The following is an 18,574-nucleotide window of genomic DNA, read 5'->3' on the forward strand; positions in this document are numbered from 1 at the left end:
ACTCATTAACAAAGGCCGGTCAAATATTCAAGCTTGATACGACGAGTCTACTGGTTTCAATTAAGAATGGGGCAGAAGTGCTTTACCCAAAGCTAACGCCAAATACTAGATTTTGCTCCCGAGAATCACTTCAAAGTCTGATCAACTGTAACGGTTTATGCAATCCCTGATGGTCAGGCCTTACTTTTTGGTAGTCATTACTTTATGTATCTCAAATTATCAGACAACAAATGGCTGAACTTCAAGCTGTAGTAAACTTTGGGGCAATAGCTTTTTAGCTAAACGAACAGCAGAAGGGTTAGTTAAGATTGGCATTGTTGCACCTGTAACCTTCTAAAACAGGGATATTTTATTAGAGCCCTCAGGGAAGCTTCTTGTTAAATAAAGAGGCGGCGAGTCACTGGGGAAACAATGAAAATTGATGCGTCACAACTGACAACAACTTTATTTTGCTTTTGGGCAAAAAGAAAAGCCCGCGGCTGCGGGCTTGGCGTCACTTTAAATATCAGCGGAATACAAGGACTGGTTTAACGGTAAGTCAGCGTTGTGGTATCCGTTAACTTGTCGTTATCTTTAACGGTCAGTTCAACAGTGTGTTGTCCACGACGGGCAAGGCGCAATACCACTTGACCGTTAGCGCGGGTGCCATTGTCGAACGTCCATTTATGTTGCTTGATCACGCCATCGGTATCATAGCTAGTCGAGATAAACATATCGACGAACAGTAAATTGATACGCTGAATTTGCGCAACGGGTGGTTGTTTCACGTTGTCAGCAACCACTGTCACCATTTGCGACGTGCTATGGGTTAGGCCGTCATTATCAGTCACAGTTAGCGTGACTAGATACTCACCGCTTTGGTTGTAACTGTGAGTCACTACCTCACCCACTGCGGCAGTGTTATCACCAAAGCTCCACTCAGCTGACACGATTTGTCCGTCGCTGTCGGTTGAAGTGGATGTCAGTTGCACCGCGGCGCCATTCACCACTTGAGTGAAACTGGCCACTGGCGCGACTTTTTCCGCTTCGAGCAAGAGTGAAATCACCACAGGATCGTGATCCGATGAGCGGTAAGCATCACTTGCGAATAAGTCTTGGATTTGAGCAGGCGTTTTAAACTCTTCGTTGTAATCCAAAACGCGTGGTTCGTCGGTATTGATATGCCACTGCGTCACATCCACCACTTTATCCACCAGGGCAGCGTTTGCTAAAGCATGGTCCAACTGACCCGATTCAGCCGAGAACACATAGGAATAAGGATTTGGCTTTTCAAGTTTGGCAAACAGCTCACTAAAGCCTGCATTACCTAAAGCAGTTAATGGATCTTCCTTCGCATAGGCGTTCAAATCACCAATCAGCAATACGCCTTGATCTGGATATTGCTCGCTAATCCATTGACCTGCAGCCGTCGCCGCACGGGTACGAGTGATATTACAGTTGCCTTGACCGTCGTTAAGATCAGGTTCGCCCGCACATTCACTGCCCTTAGATTTAAGGTGATTAACCGCAACAACCACGCCTTCTTCACTGCCGTTCACGCTAAAGGCTTGCGTCAGCATTGGACGGTTTTTGCTATCGTCAAACAGGGGCTGTTGATCGCTATCTAATGGCGAATTTGCACTAGATAGAATACGTGCAGCGCCCTGCGGCGTGACTTTATCACTGCGATAAATCAAGCCGACTGTTATGGCATCGGTGCCAATCGCATTCATGCCTGTTGGCGCGATATAAGCGTAACGTGCTTCACCCACAGCGGCATTCAAACCTGCGACTAAATCGGCAATGGCTGAATTAGCGCCAAAGCCATCGTTTTCAATTTCCATCAAACCAAATACGTCGGCACTAATGCCCACCATGGCACTGACAATCTTCGCCTTTTGACGCTCAAACTCGCTTAAGGTATTGGCACCACGGGCGGTTGGGAAACCTGCGCCTTGGCCGTCGCCATTGAAGTAGTTAAGCACGTTAAAGCTAGCGACTTTTAAATTACCACCTTCATTCAATGTGGGCGCAACAGGGCGTGGGTTTTCCGCCACAAAGTTCACCGTTTCGATTGGCATAATGCGATACAGATTAAAGCCATAGTGCATTACACCCGTAAGCGATGTGGCTTTATCGCCTACACGCACAGTGTTTGATGCGCTCAAACCAGGAGCGGGGAATTGCACAGGATCAGGATTCTGCGCCGTTAAACCGTCATCCAATAAAATACTGTCACGTTGGTTGGCTGCGCTCACCGCCAGCGCATCCGCGCCCGGCGCAGCCACCTGCGTACCAATAAAGTGACGCTGACTGCCTAATGAAATCTCGCCATAACGGCCTAGGTTATAGACTTCATTCACCACTAAATCTTGGCTGAAACGAACCCGCATGCCCTCAAAGGGCTCAAAATCATCACTGCTGTTAACAGGTAAGGTCACTAGCGCGGCCGTTGGTAACGTTTGTCCTGTGGCACACAACTTGTGATCAGATAAAGTCGTTAGTTCAGTTAAGCCTTGATATTCAGTGACTTTGGCTTTTAAACGAATACGATCGCCTGCCACATAAGCTGTGGGCGCAGTGCCGGTATATACAAACACACCTTCCGAGGTTTGGGGATCGCTATCGGCTTCATTATCGGCCATTTGTACAAAAATGCCCTTAAGACCAGCTTCTTGATTACTGACGACAACCGCCTCAACCACTAAAGTTTGACCATTAAGAGGGCTGGCAGCGCCCGCGCCTTGAAGCGCATGAATTGCTGTGGCTTCTTCGCCGCACACTAAAGAGCTTGGTGGAGGGTCGACTGGATCGGTTGGTGTACCCGCACTGAACTTACCAAGATCAGAAACATCGTCCTTAGCAAAACCTAGCCAAGTGCTAAAGCTTACTGCATCGGTACTGATAGGATCGGCAATCAGCAGATCAGGATTACGGCGCAGGGTATTATCTTGAGTGGAGAGATCACCACTGCCCCACTCGGCACCGGGATCAACACCGACTTGGCCTAAACTATCAATGACTTGATTTTGATAGGTCAGTTCAATCGCATCGTCGCCGTTAAAGAAGCTGGCGCTACTCTGTTGATTTGTGACCGCAAGGATATCGGCAGAAGAGTCATTATCGGCAACCACATAAGTCGCCCCCGCCGCTAATGAGCCAGTGAGCGCAATGGTCGTGCCGACATTTGTGCTGCCATTAAAATAGAAGCGCAATTGGTATTGGCTTAAATCAATAGCGCCCGCGGTTGGGTTATACAGTTCGATAGCTTTATTATTGCTGCTGCCTTCGACGTATTCAGAAATGATCACATTATCCGCGCCATGGGCAAGCCCACAAACGCTGCTGATGGCTAACGCCAGCACAGTTTTAGTGTTAAACATTGAGACCCCTAAATGTATTGTTTTAATATTTGGTATTTAATTGATGCGCTTAGATGCTTCAAGGTGATATCACCTCGAAGACTGACAATACTATAGGCGGTCAAGGTTACAAATTGGTTGCATCAAAGTTGCAACTTAAGGTGGATATTATTCGTGCGATTTAGCGATCAGAACTAGGAAGAAAGCAGTACGGGAGATGCTGGCCGCACTACACAGTGCGGCCAGAGATAAATCGAGGTTAATCAAGTAAGCAGAACAAATGGATGGCAATCCTGACAACCATGACACAGGGTTATAAGGGCTGAAGCTTTTCATCGAGTAAACTGACGAGCAGTAACTCACCTTGCAAATTCACTCTAAACTCACCGTATTTTGCTGCACTAAAATGATCGGCTTGTCCTTCTTCAAAGAAAAAGCTGTTCGATGCGAGTTTAATTTGATTACCACGGACACGAAACTGCACTCGTAATTGATCTTTACCGAGTGCTTGGTCGGTATAAAAGTCCACAAAACGCGCCACTTTTTGCCCATCGACAGCCAGCAATAACTGCCCCTGCATTTGTTGCGGCGCTAAGGCGCTACGCACATCGCGCGCGATTGCATATTCAAGCGCCATGTAATCACCCTGCATTAATGAGCGCGGATCGACCGGTGCTAATGCAAAACGCACCACTTGGCCGTGATTAAGCAGTTGTTCGAATTTGAAAATGCGCCAATTCACGCCAGCGAGAATCGCCACTGTTGTGAATAATACGAGCCCAAGCGCCCATTTATGTGAAGCCGACAGTTTTCCCATCACATTGCCCATCACACAGTCTCCTTGGCATTTTCATTGGCAGGAAATAACCGCCACATCACTAACCTTGCCACCAACAGCAAGGCGCCTAAGCCCATCAAATAACCAGATTTAAGTAACAGAGTCGTCTCTAGGGAATAATAATACCCGCTGACAAATAACAGCGCCGACACCATTCCCATACCTTTCAACCAAGACTCGTTGCAATAATGACCAAGCAAGATCAATAGAATAGCCGTTGATAAACCCTGCATAGGTAAAGATAAACCGCTAACGATGACTAAACCGATAACACACCCTAGCGCCGCTGGTGAGCTTAGTGATTGCTGGCGCTCGCGCAAGATTGTCACCAATAAAAATCCGCAAATAGCGAAAATAATCAACAGATGAGTCAGTGTCAGCCACAGGCTTTGCTGCCAAGGGCTAAATAAGACTTCAAAAATACTGTCCATACTAAAAGCGTGCATCAACTGCAACGAAAGCAACGCGAGTGCGAAACCATAGATGAGCATCCGAGCCCTGCGATAATGACGCCCGAACTGATTGATATTTAATAACACTAGACTAATGACTACGGCAAAAAGGCTCGGGCTAAAATTGAGCAGTTCAAATTTTGCCATCAGGCCAATCACGCACCAACTTAAGCAAAAAGCGAATACAAACTGGGCTAGCCCATGGGCAATCAAGCACCACAATAACAATGTAATACCCGCCATACAGAGATACCATGTGAGGCTAAAATCATTGTTAATTAAATCAAATAATCCCCATGCCACACTGATCAAACCACTCAAACAGGCGGCAAAAGCAAATTGTTCAATAAAAATCTGTTGCCGCGGTAAAAAATACAGCCCAATCCCCAAGGCTAAATAGGTTAAGCCGATAAATAAAATGACATCTTCTTCAACATGCTCAAAAATGGCACCAAACACTGCCATCATGAAGCTCAATAAAAACAACGCCGCTATCCAAGCAGCAAACGCCTGCATAGTGGCAATATACCAAGGGATATCATGGTCTTCTGGTATTTGAACTGCACTAACATTGCCTTCGGCATACAAAGCTTGCCAGAGTTTGATTAGACTTAATTCACTCGAAGCGTCGATTGACGTAACACTATCAGTGCAGGGTCGAGTGATCATTTCGCTATCCTGTAAACCATTATTGTTGCTCATGAACATCTCCCACGCCCACGCACCCTTGGCTGGCGATTCCTACAAACTGAGGTTTAAGTTTCCCGCTTAGCTCCCTCAACCAAATACTCAAACCTGTGCTTGCCAAAATGATATAAAGCCCAATAAACAAAAATCCACCTATGGGGTCATTATCCTCAAACATCAGCTTTATCAGTAACGCGGCACCTACGGCAATCAGGCTAAAACCGCCCAAGGCCAAGGGATATATGCGTGGTAATCTATAACGAAAAATAACGAATCCGAATATCAGATGGGCAAAATAACCACAGAAGATCCCAGTGCTGAAGCTATCACGTTCAAGGAAATCGTCGAAAATAAGCCAAGTGATTAACCAAGTAAAACAGCCCATAGCAAACAATGAACAGGCATATTCAAGGATTGGCGCATGCCAGCGCCCCGCGACTTTGTGGTCTAAAAGTACAAAAGCATAATAGATAAATAAATTCAAACAGATAAAGATCAGCAATTGTCCTTGAGCGCCCCAAAATAATCCCCAGAAATGGGAAAAGGAATCCAGAAATATCCCTATGCTGAGGTTTAGCAATCCCACCAGCAACAGCCACAAACCATCAAATCCCGCCACCCAAGCAAAGGGTAAGATAACGAATGCCCATAGCGCGAATAACTGCCAAGGATCGGCGCCCGTTTGATAGGTTTGCCCAACTAACGCTAATAAGCCACCAACTAACACACTTGCGGCCAGTAGCACGCCATTGGCGGTCGTCGCACCAAAAGTGCTGTCTTTACGATAAGAACTAACAGGGGAATAAATGTTGGCACGATAATAGAGCCAAGCAAATGCGCTGATAGCGAGTATTATCGCCACTTCAATCAGTCCAAATTTGGCAAATCGCCCCAAAGATTGCCAATTATAGGCAAAGAAAAAAATCACCCCACAGGCAAAACTTAACGCACCAAACCAGAGTAATAAATGAGCGATTAAGCGACGCCAACTCGACCCATCCGGCAAGACTGTCACCTGTCGATAAAGCTTATTCGCCTGCTCTTGCGTGATATGTCCCTGTTCAACCCAACCACACACTTGAGATTTTATCTTGCTCAATGTGAAATCTCCCTCATCCTGTTTGCGCTAGCTTACTATGACAGATTTAAAATTCGCACTTTATCGACAGCATTGAACAAATTAAATTGTGTATACTTGTAAAAAATCATTCATGCTAAAAATAACAAGGGGTGACTATGATATTGAGCCAGTTGTGTCGTCTACTCTTTTGTTTAGCCTTAAGCATTAGCGCATTTACCACGGCTATCGCCCAAGAGAAAGTTCAGTCGCCAGCGATTCCCAAGTCAATTCCGACAATTCATGTCGGTGGTTATCAATTTGCTCCCTATGTCCATCAACAACAAGACGGCCGTTACACAGGTCTCACACTCGATATCATTAATGCATTAAATCAAGTACAACAAGAAGTGGTCTTTAAATTTGCCGTCACCAGTATTGAGCACAGATATAAAGCCTATTCCTTAGGTCGCTTCGACATGATGCTCTTTGAGAATCCCGCTTGGGGATGGCAAAAAATAGCGACTCAGTTTATTCCGCTACATATGATAGATGGTGAAGTCTTTATTGCACTTAAAACTAAAGCTCATAACCAAAGCTATTTCAAAAACTTAACCAACAAGTCAATTGCGTTCATCAAAGGATATCACTACCAGTTTGCCCACTTTGAAACCGATGCGAACACGCTGGCAAAGCAATTTCGCCCCTTGTTCGTCAGTCACAATAACGCCTCTATCGAAAGTATTCTGCGTGAACGCGCCGACATAGCGCCCGTGACTAACTCTTACCTGCAGTATTATTTAAAGGTTCATCCAGAAGAGAGAAAATTACTTTTAATATCAGATGAATGGGACCAAAAATACGCCAATGGCATTTTACTCAACCCCAGTTCACAGCTCGATAGCAAAAGGCTCTCACACTGGATTGAACTGCTCATCAATAATGGCAAACTCGCTGAACTCGCCGCCCAATACGGTATTCAATTAACCCCATAATTCGCTGTTTGTTTTTCAAACTCTGATGCTTCAATCGCGATGATTTACAAACTATCATGAGCAATTTACGCGGCAGACAAGAGTGGCCCTAGCATAGCCAAAATACCAATGAGTAAGAAAATCAGCGCTTGCACTATGATCATCTGGCCACTATTGGGTGGACTCAGAGTGGCAATGTAAAACTGCCAAATCGCAAAGATCCCATAGTTCATCCCGAGGAATAACAACAGGCTAAAGGCATACATCCCAGGGATCACCTTTAGTGCACAGGCTAAAAGTGCAGCCGTTGAAACCACAAAAAATACCGATTGGCAGTGAAATAAGCACAGTAGCATTTGCTTGCTTTGCTGTGACACATTTGCCTTCAAGAGCGGCGCCAATAAAACCCGCTTACCATAGATTAAATGGTAGCCACAGACTCCAGCACTCAAAACAGTCGCTGCCATTATTGTTAATACCATAGTGCTCCCATTTAGTACTCATATGTGATTATCTTTGAATATCGTAAACTGAATTAAGAATTTAAAACTGGGGAGAATTTAAACCCAAGGCTTAAATTCTTGGCCATGTAACTAGGACCCTAAAAACTGCGATTGAGTTTCAGCCAAGCGAAAATAAGCAACTTGGTTCTCAGCCCCTAAACCAAACGGGGCTAAAATCTATGGGAAAACCGACTCAATATGAATGACCCCATCAGCTCCTTAGTGCTTGTACTTTAAAGCAAAAAAGGAGCCATCAGGCTCCTTCTCTTCACAATCCGTAAACGATTACCCTGACTAAAACCTACGATTACATCGTCGCCATAGTCCAATAATTTAAACGCTTTTGTGGATCGGCTAACAGGTTTTTACATTCTTCTTTATATTTACCCATTAACGCACCTAAGTTGCTTGACCCACCTAAGCTTTCGATTTGACGGGCTTTAGCATCGGCAACCGCTTGAGTGACCTCTGCTTCAGAGCTGTATTTCTTAGCTAAATTCTCAGACTCAATTTTAGAACTTTTTAAACGCTCACCCACGGCCTGCATTTGTGGTGCATTCATCGCGCCAATGGCTTCTGAGCTAATTTGATAGTAAGCGGCACATTCAATGGCTTCTTTACTAAACGCTTTTTCTGCTTCATCAGCCCAAACTGCAGTACTGGCACTTAAGACTAAACCACCTAATACTAACGTTTTTACCTGAGTTAACATGTTACTTTTCCTTTTAATCGCCATAAATAAACCTACTCAAGCCCTCGGTGGAGCTCAAGTTCGTAGATATAAAAATCTTGGTTACGTACAAACCCTAAACTTTCATACAAGCCCTGCGCGCGCTGGTTTTTTTGCTGTGTTTCTAACATCAAATAACTCATATTATGCGCTTTGGCATAACTGGCGGCCTGTAGCACTAACGCCCGCCCAATACCGACACATCGGGCATGTTGAGTCACATACACATCATTGAGGATCAACATAGGGGCCAAACGTAACGATGAAAAACTGGGATACATTTGAACAAAACCTAATCCAAGCCCTTGATTATCCTTAGCTATAAATATCACCGATGAGCCATCTGACACTCTTGAATAAATAAACTGCTCCGCAGCCGCGAGATCATCCCTACGCCCATAAAACTGTCGGTACTCATTGAATAACACTGCAACCTCATGGACATGAGTCACATCTACTCGAGTTATGATGCTTGCCATGGGCTTTTCCTATTTATCATTAGAGTGTTGGCGGTCGTTGTCGCAATCGAAATTGCAGACTGTTTTTCACCGTTGGCCACTCGGTATCAATAATGGAATACACCACGGTATCGCGGATAGTGCCGTCCTTAAGAATCTTATGATTTCGCAATACACCATCTTGCTTAGCGCCCAGTCTTGCAATGGCTTGTCTCGAAGCTTGGTTATGCCAATGAGTACGAAACTCAACGGCAATGGCGTCTAAGGTTTCAAAAGCAAAGGTCAATAACAGCAGTTTAGCTTCAGTATTAATCCCAGTGCACTGGGCACGTTTAGCATACCAAGTGTATCCAATCTCAAGACGGCGATTATCAGACTCCCAGTTGCAAATTCGCGTGCATCCGACGATTTCCCCTGACACTCTATCCCGCACCGCAAAGGGAAAACTCTGGCCCTGCGCTTTTTCTTCGAGTGCTTTAGCCACATAGAGCTTCATCTCAGTTGGCTCAGGGACACTGGTAAACCATAAACGCCAAAGTTGACCATCTGTCACGGCTAGACTCAATGCCGCCACATGGGACAAAGATAAGGGCTCAAGTACAATATGCTCACCACTTAAACAACCTAAGTTATCTTCACAGCCCACAGTATCGCCTCCGTTAGATGATAGAAAAGTGTGTTGTAGCGCACGTTTTTATCTAGCCTAACATTAAACGAGAATAAAAAAACACCCTATTTTCAGCATGATTGGACAAATTCATTCCATTGTTGGCGGCTTAGATTACCTAAAGCTTAAGAGTGTAAAAAAATTTGAAAAAATGAGTAGAAGACAGTTAAAACAGGTTGGAATAAATACTGCTGCGGAAGAACACGCCGTGATGGCCAATCAATATCCGAGAAATAGCCAATGACATTGCGCAGTCGCGATAAGTAATTGGTGATTGGTGATTGATGATTGATGATGACGATGACCAAAAGCGGCAATCGAGAGCAAAAACACCTAAACCTGTGGGCAGCATTTAGGCGTTTGTTATAAGGTGAAGTTAAAAGCTAAAGTTAAAAGCCATGCACGCTGTTACTGACCCTAAACCAACCCGCAATGCTATTGCGCTGGGCCATGGTTTTGGTCACTTCATGGGGAAAACGCTCACTGAGGAAAATCACAAAATGGCCCATTTTAGGTGCGATGCGCTCAATCTCAATGTCAGCTTCATCATAGATAATCAACTCACCACAATCTGCCGCTTTCCAATCAGGATTTAAGAAAAACACTGTGGTTAAAATACGATTTTGGCTGCCCTTAAGTGCATCAACATGTTTTTTATAAAAGGCCCCAGGCTGATATACCGCATAGTGGCTTTCATAATCGAATAAGCCCATAAACAAGCGACGATTCAAGCCATTTTTGAGTTGTGTCATCAACTCAAGATACTGGGCATCGGGCTCATTTTGCTCTTCTAGCCACTGTATTCTGTCACGGCGAATGTCTGGATTTAAGTGCTGTTCAGAACCTCGACCGATAGAGGCAGCTTTTAATTCATATATTTCAGTTGATTGAATTTTTTCCAATAGTACTTGGCTAATACAGGAAGGAACTAAGTCAGATAAAAAGATATAGCCTTTGTCTACCAAGGCATCAGCGATCACGTCCAGCATTGCTTCACTTAATTGCGAAACCATTATGCTACATCCAAAAAAGGGCTACGCTTTTGCTGTACTCAAGGGCTCAAGGAGGGATTAAGTGAGCCTGATTTTCGAGGGGCGTCGATAAGAGATATGATTGCCATATCTCAACGATAAATTTTGCGAAATTCTAGAATAAAGAAGACGGAATTACAATAAAATAAAAACCTATATAAACAACACGTTAACATTAACCAAACAGTTCAACAGGCGCATCATGATCACTAAGCTGCAAACAACGCTCAAAGTGTAATCCAAGTTTGTTCAGCAAAGCTTTTGAAGCACTATTATGACTGCTAACAATCGCGACAATACGCTCAATACCTAAACTTTTACCTAAGTCAAAAGCGGCTTTAGCCGCTTCGAATGCATAGCCCTTGCCCCAATATTGCGGCAAAAAAGCATAGCCTATATCGACATTGTCCAGTGTCGGCCGTTTGATTAAACCGCAGATGCCAATAGTGAATCCATTCTCGGCGAGCACTACAGCATAAAAACCAAAACCGCACTCGGCATAACTTTTCATCGGTCCATTGACGATATAATCCTTAGCCTGCACAAGTGTGCGTACTCCTCTATCCCCGATATTCTCTATAAAACCTTGGCTATTGAGCAAGACTAACATAAAAGAAGCGTCGGCTGGGGTTAACTGCCGCAGGATGAGTCTAGGAGTACGCGCAACTTGCATAGAATTTCTCCACTAAAAAGAGGCGGATTTATAAATAACGGACGTACTGACTGCCGTCCTTTTGCGGTTTCTTAGGAGCAGTAACGGCTGGCGTACCCACATACAAAAAGCCAACAATTTGATCGTGTGGCTCAAGACCTAAAGCAACATTCACATTCGCATCAAAGGCAAAATCCCCTGTACGCCATACGGCACCTAAACCTAAGGCGAAGGCAGCCTGCTGCATCGCCATGGTCGCGCAACCCGCTGCAATGAGCTGTTCAAGTACGGGGACTTTGGAATGTTGCTGCGTTTTCGCCACGACAGTAATCACCATAGGCGCACGCATTGGCATACCCTTAGCTTTATTGACAAAATCCTCATCGGCGCCGCTCGCTTTCGCTGCCTCAACAAAGATATCTGCCAAGGTATCTAACCCTTGTCCTGCGGCAATAATAAATTCCCATGGCGCTAAGGCGCCATGATCTGGCACACGAATGGCAGCATCTAAGATGATTTTTAATTGACTCGCATCTGGAGCAGGAGCAGTTAATCGTGGGGTTGATTGGCGAGTGAGTAAAAGTTCAATAGCGTCCAAGTTCTTATCCTAGTTCGATATAAATTGCGCTCAAGCATAGCAAATTGCAGGCAAAGAGGCATAAAAAAATCCCACCGCTTGAGTGGGATTTAACTTGTTGAGTGCACTTAACAATTGAGTGGGCTTAAAAATTAAATGCGCTTGAAAATCCGATGCCGTTAACAATTGGGCCCGCTTCAGAAAGACTTACTTAATCCCACAGCGCTTAGCGATGAAATAATCTAGGCTAGTGTAACGACCACCGCCTAAGGTAAAAAGCGCCAGCAACATAATAAAATAGGTGATCGCAAACTCAATACCATTATTAAGCACAGCAAAATTACCTGAACTGGTCAGCCAGTCATAGTTACCGTGCTCCTGCAATAACTCTTTGGCTTTTATCAGTTTATCCCCTGCCTCAAGCACTCTGTCATTCGCAAGCCAAGAACTGCCATCGGCAATCGCTAACCAGCCATTTGGCCAATGCACAGTCAAAGCGGCGACCAACATAGTGACCATTAAAGGGATTGAAATCAGTCGCGTCGCGAGCCCAAGCAGTAACAAGATAGCGCCAAAGAACTCAGTTCCCGCCGCCAGTCCTGCCATTAACGCCGGCATTGGCAGACCTAAGCCCCAATCGGGATTGGCAAACCAAGCAACCGTATCTTCAAAGTGAGCGAGCTTGTTATAGCCTGCTTGCATTAACACAGGTGCAAGGTAAATCCTAAGGGCTAATGGCGCTAAGCCTTCGAAATAGCGGCTCATATTGAGCAGTTTCTGATAAAGGGATACGAGTGGCATAAGGTCTCTATTTAGTCGTTAGTAGGCTGATTTATTGGCTTGCAGGAATAGACCCAAGCAAGGCAATAAATCTTTCATGGCCTAGGCTTCTTTTTCAATCGCTTCCTGATTCAGTTCCTTGAGATCTTGAATGAGTCCATCTAACTTTTTATAAAAATGCTTAGACTGCTGCTCCGATAAGCTCGCATTCATCGCCAACAACAAAGTCCCAAATGCCTCAGTATTTTTACGTAAAAACACTTTATGTTGCTCTGACTTAAGCTCATCGGGCTGCGTCATCAGCAAGGTTAAACGCTCGGTTAATAATGTTTTATCGGCGCGCTGACCCAGTGCAACTTCAAACTGGCGTAACCATTCGTGTCTGTACTCAAGCCACATATCTAAGGTGGATAAACGCTGTTGATTATATTGGTGAATAAGCACTTTTTGCTCCGCAGTTACACTTCCAAGCCAATCATCAAATTGGGTTTGAAGGTTTTCATCGGCATCTTTTTGTAACTGTTCAGGGGTTTTACCCGCAAATTCTTTAACGAGCTCCTGCTCTTCCTCCCGTAATTTTGTGAGGATCTGCTTCACCTGTTCATCGGACAAAGACATTATGATAGGTAGAAGCTCGGGCAAGGCGAACTCAAACAATCGAAACCAATGCCGCTTAGCAATATTCACATGGTCTGCCCATAGCACTGGCGTTAACGTATTGGTTTTTATGAGGCCTTCGACTTCGGTCAATTGCACCACATAATGAGCTAACTCTTTGGATTGGTGCCAAATGACAAATTTTTCAATGAGGGCATCAAATGCCTTTTGCTGAGATTTATCTAAGGTAACATAATCCTCTTGCTCCCAGCCGATGGCCCAGTCGAGGAAATGGTAACTGAATTTAGTGGAGCAGGCGCTTAAGCCTAAGAGACACACAAGTAGCATCACGCCTTTTTTCATACTGAATAATCCATCCTAGAATTGTTGCTAATAAGACGCTTGAGACCATATAAAGTTGCTTTTTATATCAAATAAGTTTGTCTAATAAAGGTTTTCAGTATGTTCTACCCGCATGTCCCACCAATCGCGCGGTCAATGCCATAAGGGAATGAACCATTATCATCAGATGGAAACTAAGCACACGCAATAATGACTATTTGGGGGTGATCAGCGGCCAGAAGCAATCAAACCAAGCAAGGTAGTCGGCGCTACGACTGGGTTCTGTTTGCGCTGCCATCAATAATGCCCAGTAACAAGCAAATACCCAATACATGTCAATAGCAGCAGGCACTGCAGTTACTGCTTGTGCAGTAACATAAGGATGTCCACTCAGATACTGTTTCACCAACACACTTTGCTGATAGGGCGTTAACGCATGGGTCGCTAACACTACAGCTAACTCACACAGTGGATGCGACGCCGTCGCATATTCAAAATCGATACAACACAAGCGGTTACTTTTGAGTAACAAATTATGGGGATTAAGATCGCGATGGCAAAACTGCGGTTTGATTATGCAGGCTGCTAACTCATCACACCAATGTTTGATTTCGATTTGAATTGCAAGCAGCTTAGCCACCCGCTCATTCCAATCGTGAGTATTGCTATAACCAATATCACTACCCTGCTTCAATAGCACAGCTCGCCTTAATACTGGCTCACTAAATGTTGCAGAAGCCTGATAGGCAAGCATTTGCTGGTGATATTCCTGCCACTGCTCAGTGATACTAATAGCATAAGGCCCTGTAGGCAGATCGCGTAATTGCAGCAATAACGCCAATAGCAAACAATGGGCTTGGTTAGGGTGCGTTTCTTGTTCTGCTGCCGGAAACTGTGAATAGTTAAACGTCGATTGCCCCAGCACAAAATCAGCTGCACTCGTTTGGCGCTCTAACGCTGGCCAGTGGATTAAGCCTTCGTTTTCAATATCGTCACTTTCAATATAATCACTTTCAATAAAATCACTGAGGTAATAACGCTCATCTTCGCTCACCCACAACAGTTCAGGAGCAAGTTTAGCTTGAGCCAATTGCTGCCAGTAAAAACGCTCCTGCTGGCGGTTGCAAAAACTGTCCGCCGCACCCGCATTCACCCGCAGTACATAACTGCCTGTGGGCGTAGTGATTTTATAGTTGTGATTACTTAAGCCGCCCGCAAGCTCATGAATACTTAACACGTTAACTAGCCCAGCACTTTTGAGTATGGAGTAAAGTGCTTTGAATGGCTCGCCCACTGAGCGCTGCATCGAGGCGTTTATATCGAGCATTAACTGAGTAACTTCAAGGTATTAGCTTCACGGGCGTCGGCTAACGCGGTTCGCCACAGGAAATACCCCACGACCGCCAGACCCACATAAAGCACGAATAACAAGGATGTCAGCATCAAGCCTTTGCTGAGGTAAAGATAAATCGACACTATGTCGATAACCACCCAATAAAGCCAATTCTCAAGTACCTTTTTTGCCACTAAATAAGTCGTCATCACGGCGAAACAGGTTGTCGCCGCATCTAGATACGGGAATGCGGCTTGGGTATACGTCGCCATACCGTGACCAACCAAAAGCGAAATCACGCCCGTCGCTGCGATCAACTTTAAATGGGTTTTCAATGGCCAAGTGGTCACTTTTACGCCTTGATGCTTATCACCACCTTGGGTCCAGAGCCAATATCCATAGAGCGCCATCGCCATGTAATAGACGTTAAGCACAGACTCCATCAGTAGCGACACCTTCCAAAACAACACAGTGTAAATGGCGGTACTGGCAAAGGCCGCCGCCCAGCACCACACACTGGCCTTCATCGCCAGCAGTAAATATGCCATCGCCAGCAATACCGCGAGGGCTTCCCATACGGTCATCACATGGACTTCACCAAAGGCCGTATTAACGCTCTCGACCAAGGTTAACCATAAATCTGTCATAGTGTTGTTCTCATTGCCTATTTGTCGCTTACATGGCGGTCAATCATTATTCGCTGTGGGCTAAATTCAGCTCACCACCGATAAACTTACACACAAATACTGCCTTGCCCCATTTCTCATGGGCCGCTTGCATCTCGGTCGCTAGCATAGTCATCACATCTAAATAATCGCCGCACACTTGAGTTGCCATCGCATTAGTCACGCGCTCGATATTGGGATAACTATCCACGCGGCCAATAAACCACTTGATAGGATCGAGGTAATTTTCATTAAAGGGATACATGCTAATTTCTGCGGTCAGTTTCATTTTAATTCCTTGATATTCTGAAGTAAGGCTGTAGCCCAAATACTGGGCTACAGTTCAGTAAACACTTAAATGATTATGCTCACTTTAAAATGAGCTATTACATAAACTTAACGTTAAAGGTTACGCCAATCTGACGCGGATCGCCGTAACGAATATATTGCTTTTCCGCCCAACCGTTATCTGGCTCATTGCCAAAATAGAAGCCACGCACACCGTATTCTTCATTAAACAGATTGCGTCCCCATAAATATGCCGACCAGGCGCTCGCCTCATAACCCACGCGGGCATTGACGATAGTGTAGGGTTCAGAGCGGGATTCATTGCTGTCTGAATAATAGAATTCACTCTTACCGCTAAGATTCAGGTTAGCAAACCAACCCGAATTAGCACGATAAGTCCCGCCAAGGCTGTAGGTAACATGTGGAGAATGGGCTAGATCGCGGCCAGTTAAATCCACCTCAGTGCCATATTTGTCCTGATACTGGTAGTCACCGTAGGCCGTTTCTAACCAACCTAAGCTTGAGTAAACTTGCAGATTATCCGTGGCATACCAGGTTGCATCTAACTCAGCGCCATAGTTATTCGAACTGCCTGCATTTTCAGTGAACAAGATAAAACGCTGTGGTTTATCGGGATCTTGCTGTGATGCAGCCACCTGTTGATCTTGTCTGTCCATATAGAACAGCGCCAAATTAGTATCGATAAGTCCCGCTAACCAATGGGATTTAAGGCCGATTTCATAGTTATAGAGCGTCTCAGTACTAAACTCTTTTTTATCGTTCAATTCGACGGGCAAAGTCATGTTGAAACCGCCCGCCTTGTAGCCGCGTGCGACTCGGACATAAGCATTGTGTGAGTCGTTCAGCACTTTACTCACAGCAATATGACCACCCCACATGGTTTCGCTCGGGTCGAAATTATCGTTATTCGTATCAGAGTAATGGCTGTTGCGGCGCTCTAAACGTAGCCCCACAGATAAAGCATAATTTGAGCCCAAATCCGTATCAAGCTGGCCAAACAGTGCATAGTTTGTCGCCTCATACTCTGAGTCTAAGACTTCATCTAGCGAAGTATTGTACTCAGAATACAATTGGTTATCTTCTTTCAGATTCATGGCATACACACCAAGCAACCAATCAGTACTCTCTGCAAAAATACGGCCCTGCTCGGTAGAACTTAGGCGAAACTCTTGCGACGCGGTTTTACGCTGACCCGTTTTATCCCAAAAATAATCGTATTGACACGGCGCCAGATTGCCATTGTCATCATTGCATTGCTTAGAGGCCCAATATTCTGAGTTAGCCCAATCGCCATCGTAACTGTAATGGTGATCGGTATTCGCAAAAGAGGTTAACGAAGTTAATTCGAAGTTTTCTGCGCCAGAATAGGTCGCTTTAAAACCCGCGCCTGTGGTGCGCTGACTATCAACACCCGGTTGATCCGATGTTGTCTGGGTTGGTGAATTAGTTAAACTCCACACATCATAGCCATTATCAAAATCGGCATGCAGCACAGTTAAATCAAACTGCAAATCATCTGTCGCATACCAGCGCAGCTTAGCGCGGCCGCTGAATTCATCGCGACCATTGGTATCATCACGGCCTAAATACAGGTTATCGTGGTAACCATTTTGCTGATGTTGCTGCATTGACACACGATAAAGCAGCTTGCCAGAATCCGTTAATGGGCCAGAACTGAAACCGCTAAAAGTGCGTAAATCATCATCGCCTAACGACACTTCGCCGCCATGTTCAAACACATCGGTGGGATCGTTACTTTTCAGATAAATCAATCCCGCTAAGGCATTCGCGCCGTAACGCGTCCCCTGCGGTCCACGAAGCACTTCGACCTGCTGTAAATCGTACATACTCGACACCATACCAATACCGGATAAATCGATATCATCTATGATGTAGCCCACGGAAGAATTAGGTGCACCTTGGTATTGTTCCTGCTCCCCTACACCGCGAATTTGAAAATATTTCGGCCGCGAGCTTCCACCTGACCAGTTAAAATTGGCGATAGAATTAAGCAGATCTTCAAAGTGTTGCGCACTTTCATCTTGAATTTTTTGACTGTCGATAACGGTAATGCTTGAAGGCATTTTTTCTAAACTTGAACTGCGAAAATCCGCCGTCACCACCATGACTTCCATCTCAGGGCTGGGATCAGGTTTATCGATAGCGTCGGTTTGTGCAAAAACAGGGGTGCTCAGCGCTGCGGCGATGGCTAATGCCAGCGGCGCTCGGGCTAAAAATAAGCTTGGCGATACGGTTGAAAATGGGGATTGATGGTTTGACGTTTTACGGTTTGACATAGGACCTCAAATATAATGTTTGAGATCCGGCAACGAATAAGCGATTCAGAAGTGTGCTGTTAATTGGCCCATTCCTACGCCGGTATTAGCCGGATCAGGTTCTAAGGGTTCGTCAGATGACATCTCAGTTTGCAGCCGTTAACGTTAAAATCAGAGTAACATTAATGCACAACAAACACCCCTTGGCGGCGCCTAGTATACATGACGGAAATAAAAAGTGGGCACTCTTATCTCTGCGATTCAATTAAATGTCGCGAAAACCACTGCCCTTCAGTTCGTATGAT

At 45.1% G+C, this 18,574-nt stretch carries 18 protein-coding genes and 1 riboswitch; of the genes, 1 reads left to right on the forward strand and 17 read right to left on the reverse strand.

The features are described 5' to 3' along the window. Positions 1–527: 527 nt before the first annotated feature. The 4 genes from KO533_RS02455 to KO533_RS02470 all read right to left on the reverse strand — a co-directional run bounded on the left by KO533_RS02455 (position 528) and on the right by KO533_RS02470 (position 6,417). A complete protein-coding gene (locus tag KO533_RS02455; protein WP_219252727.1) occupies positions 528–3,362 on the reverse strand; it encodes an ExeM/NucH family extracellular endonuclease in 2,835 nt (944 codons plus the stop codon). A gap of 292 nt (positions 3,363–3,654) precedes the next feature. Continuing rightward, entirely contained in the window at positions 3,655–4,170 is a 516-nt protein-coding gene (locus KO533_RS02460; RefSeq protein WP_105252757.1) for a GDYXXLXY domain-containing protein, read from the reverse strand. Continuing rightward, positions 4,170–5,333, reverse strand: coding sequence for a DUF4401 domain-containing protein (locus KO533_RS02465; protein WP_219252731.1), 1,164 nt, complete (start codon positions 5,331–5,333; stop codon positions 4,170–4,172). Before KO533_RS02465 ends, KO533_RS02460 begins: the two co-directional genes overlap by 1 nt. Then, the gene (locus KO533_RS02470; protein WP_219252733.1) at positions 5,320–6,417 is read right to left on the reverse strand and encodes a DUF2157 domain-containing protein; all 1,098 of its coding nucleotides are present in this window, start codon (positions 6,415–6,417) and stop codon (positions 5,320–5,322) included. Before KO533_RS02470 ends, KO533_RS02465 begins: the two co-directional genes overlap by 14 nt. Before the next feature lie 137 nt (positions 6,418–6,554). On the opposite strand from KO533_RS02470, the gene KO533_RS02475 reads away from it, so the two are divergent. After that, positions 6,555–7,370, forward strand: coding sequence for a transporter substrate-binding domain-containing protein (locus KO533_RS02475; protein WP_219252736.1), 816 nt, complete (start codon positions 6,555–6,557; stop codon positions 7,368–7,370). Positions 7,371–7,435: 65 nt separating this feature from the next. On the opposite strand, the gene KO533_RS02480 is transcribed toward KO533_RS02475, so the two are convergent. The 13 genes from KO533_RS02480 to KO533_RS02540 all read right to left on the reverse strand — a co-directional run bounded on the left by KO533_RS02480 (position 7,436) and on the right by KO533_RS02540 (position 18,290). Then, a complete protein-coding gene (locus tag KO533_RS02480) occupies positions 7,436–7,831 on the reverse strand; it encodes a hypothetical protein (RefSeq protein ID WP_105252761.1) in 396 nt (131 codons plus the stop codon). Between the two features lie 328 nt (positions 7,832–8,159). Next, positions 8,160–8,564, reverse strand: a complete 405-nt coding sequence (locus KO533_RS02485) for a hypothetical protein (RefSeq protein WP_105252762.1) — start codon at positions 8,562–8,564, stop codon at positions 8,160–8,162. A 32-nt stretch (positions 8,565–8,596) separates the two neighbouring features. After that, positions 8,597–9,061: a GNAT family N-acetyltransferase gene (locus KO533_RS02490; protein ID WP_219252738.1), complete on the reverse strand. Its 465-nt coding sequence runs from the start codon at positions 9,059–9,061 to the stop codon at positions 8,597–8,599. Positions 9,062–9,080: 19 nt separating this feature from the next. Continuing rightward, complete coding sequence (locus KO533_RS02495; protein ID WP_219252740.1) at positions 9,081–9,686, reverse strand: GNAT family protein; 606 nt, start codon at positions 9,684–9,686, stop codon at positions 9,081–9,083. A gap of 410 nt (positions 9,687–10,096) precedes the next feature. After that, a complete protein-coding gene (locus tag KO533_RS02500) occupies positions 10,097–10,720 on the reverse strand; it encodes a 2OG-Fe(II) oxygenase (RefSeq protein ID WP_105252810.1) in 624 nt (207 codons plus the stop codon). Between the two features lie 193 nt (positions 10,721–10,913). After that, positions 10,914–11,411: a GNAT family N-acetyltransferase gene (locus tag KO533_RS02505; protein WP_131525839.1), complete on the reverse strand. Its 498-nt coding sequence runs from the start codon at positions 11,409–11,411 to the stop codon at positions 10,914–10,916. Positions 11,412–11,439: 28 nt separating this feature from the next. Beyond that, positions 11,440–11,988: an NAD(P)H nitroreductase gene (locus KO533_RS02510; RefSeq protein WP_113938744.1), complete on the reverse strand. Its 549-nt coding sequence runs from the start codon at positions 11,986–11,988 to the stop codon at positions 11,440–11,442. 186 nt (positions 11,989–12,174) lie between these two features. Continuing rightward, entirely contained in the window at positions 12,175–12,768 is a 594-nt protein-coding gene (locus KO533_RS02515) for a DoxX family protein (protein ID WP_219252743.1), read from the reverse strand. Positions 12,769–12,849: 81 nt separating this feature from the next. Continuing rightward, positions 12,850–13,707: a DUF6279 family lipoprotein gene (locus KO533_RS02520; RefSeq protein ID WP_219252746.1), complete on the reverse strand. Its 858-nt coding sequence runs from the start codon at positions 13,705–13,707 to the stop codon at positions 12,850–12,852. Positions 13,708–13,900: 193 nt separating this feature from the next. After that, positions 13,901–15,013 (reverse strand): phosphotransferase, encoded by a 1,113-nt coding sequence (locus KO533_RS02525; protein WP_219252748.1) that lies wholly within the window; start codon positions 15,011–15,013, stop codon positions 13,901–13,903. Next, positions 15,013–15,666, reverse strand: a complete 654-nt coding sequence (gene pnuC / locus KO533_RS02530) for a nicotinamide riboside transporter PnuC (protein ID WP_028760296.1) — start codon at positions 15,664–15,666, stop codon at positions 15,013–15,015. The genes KO533_RS02525 and pnuC overlap by 1 nt, the downstream gene beginning before the upstream one ends. A gap of 46 nt (positions 15,667–15,712) precedes the next feature. Further along, positions 15,713–15,973 (reverse strand): hypothetical protein, encoded by a 261-nt coding sequence (locus KO533_RS02535; protein WP_028760297.1) that lies wholly within the window; start codon positions 15,971–15,973, stop codon positions 15,713–15,715. Positions 15,974–16,070: 97 nt separating this feature from the next. Then, positions 16,071–18,290, reverse strand: a complete 2,220-nt coding sequence (locus KO533_RS02540; RefSeq protein WP_219252750.1) for a TonB-dependent receptor — start codon at positions 18,288–18,290, stop codon at positions 16,071–16,073. Between the two features lie 54 nt (positions 18,291–18,344). After that, positions 18,345–18,483, reverse strand: a riboswitch (TPP riboswitch). Positions 18,484–18,574: the final 91 nt, after the last annotated feature.

Origin of the sequence: Shewanella sp. NKUCC05_KAH, from assembly GCF_019345585.1 — a bacterium.
GTDB classification, from domain to species: Bacteria; Pseudomonadota; Gammaproteobacteria; order Enterobacterales; family Shewanellaceae; genus Shewanella; species Shewanella oncorhynchi.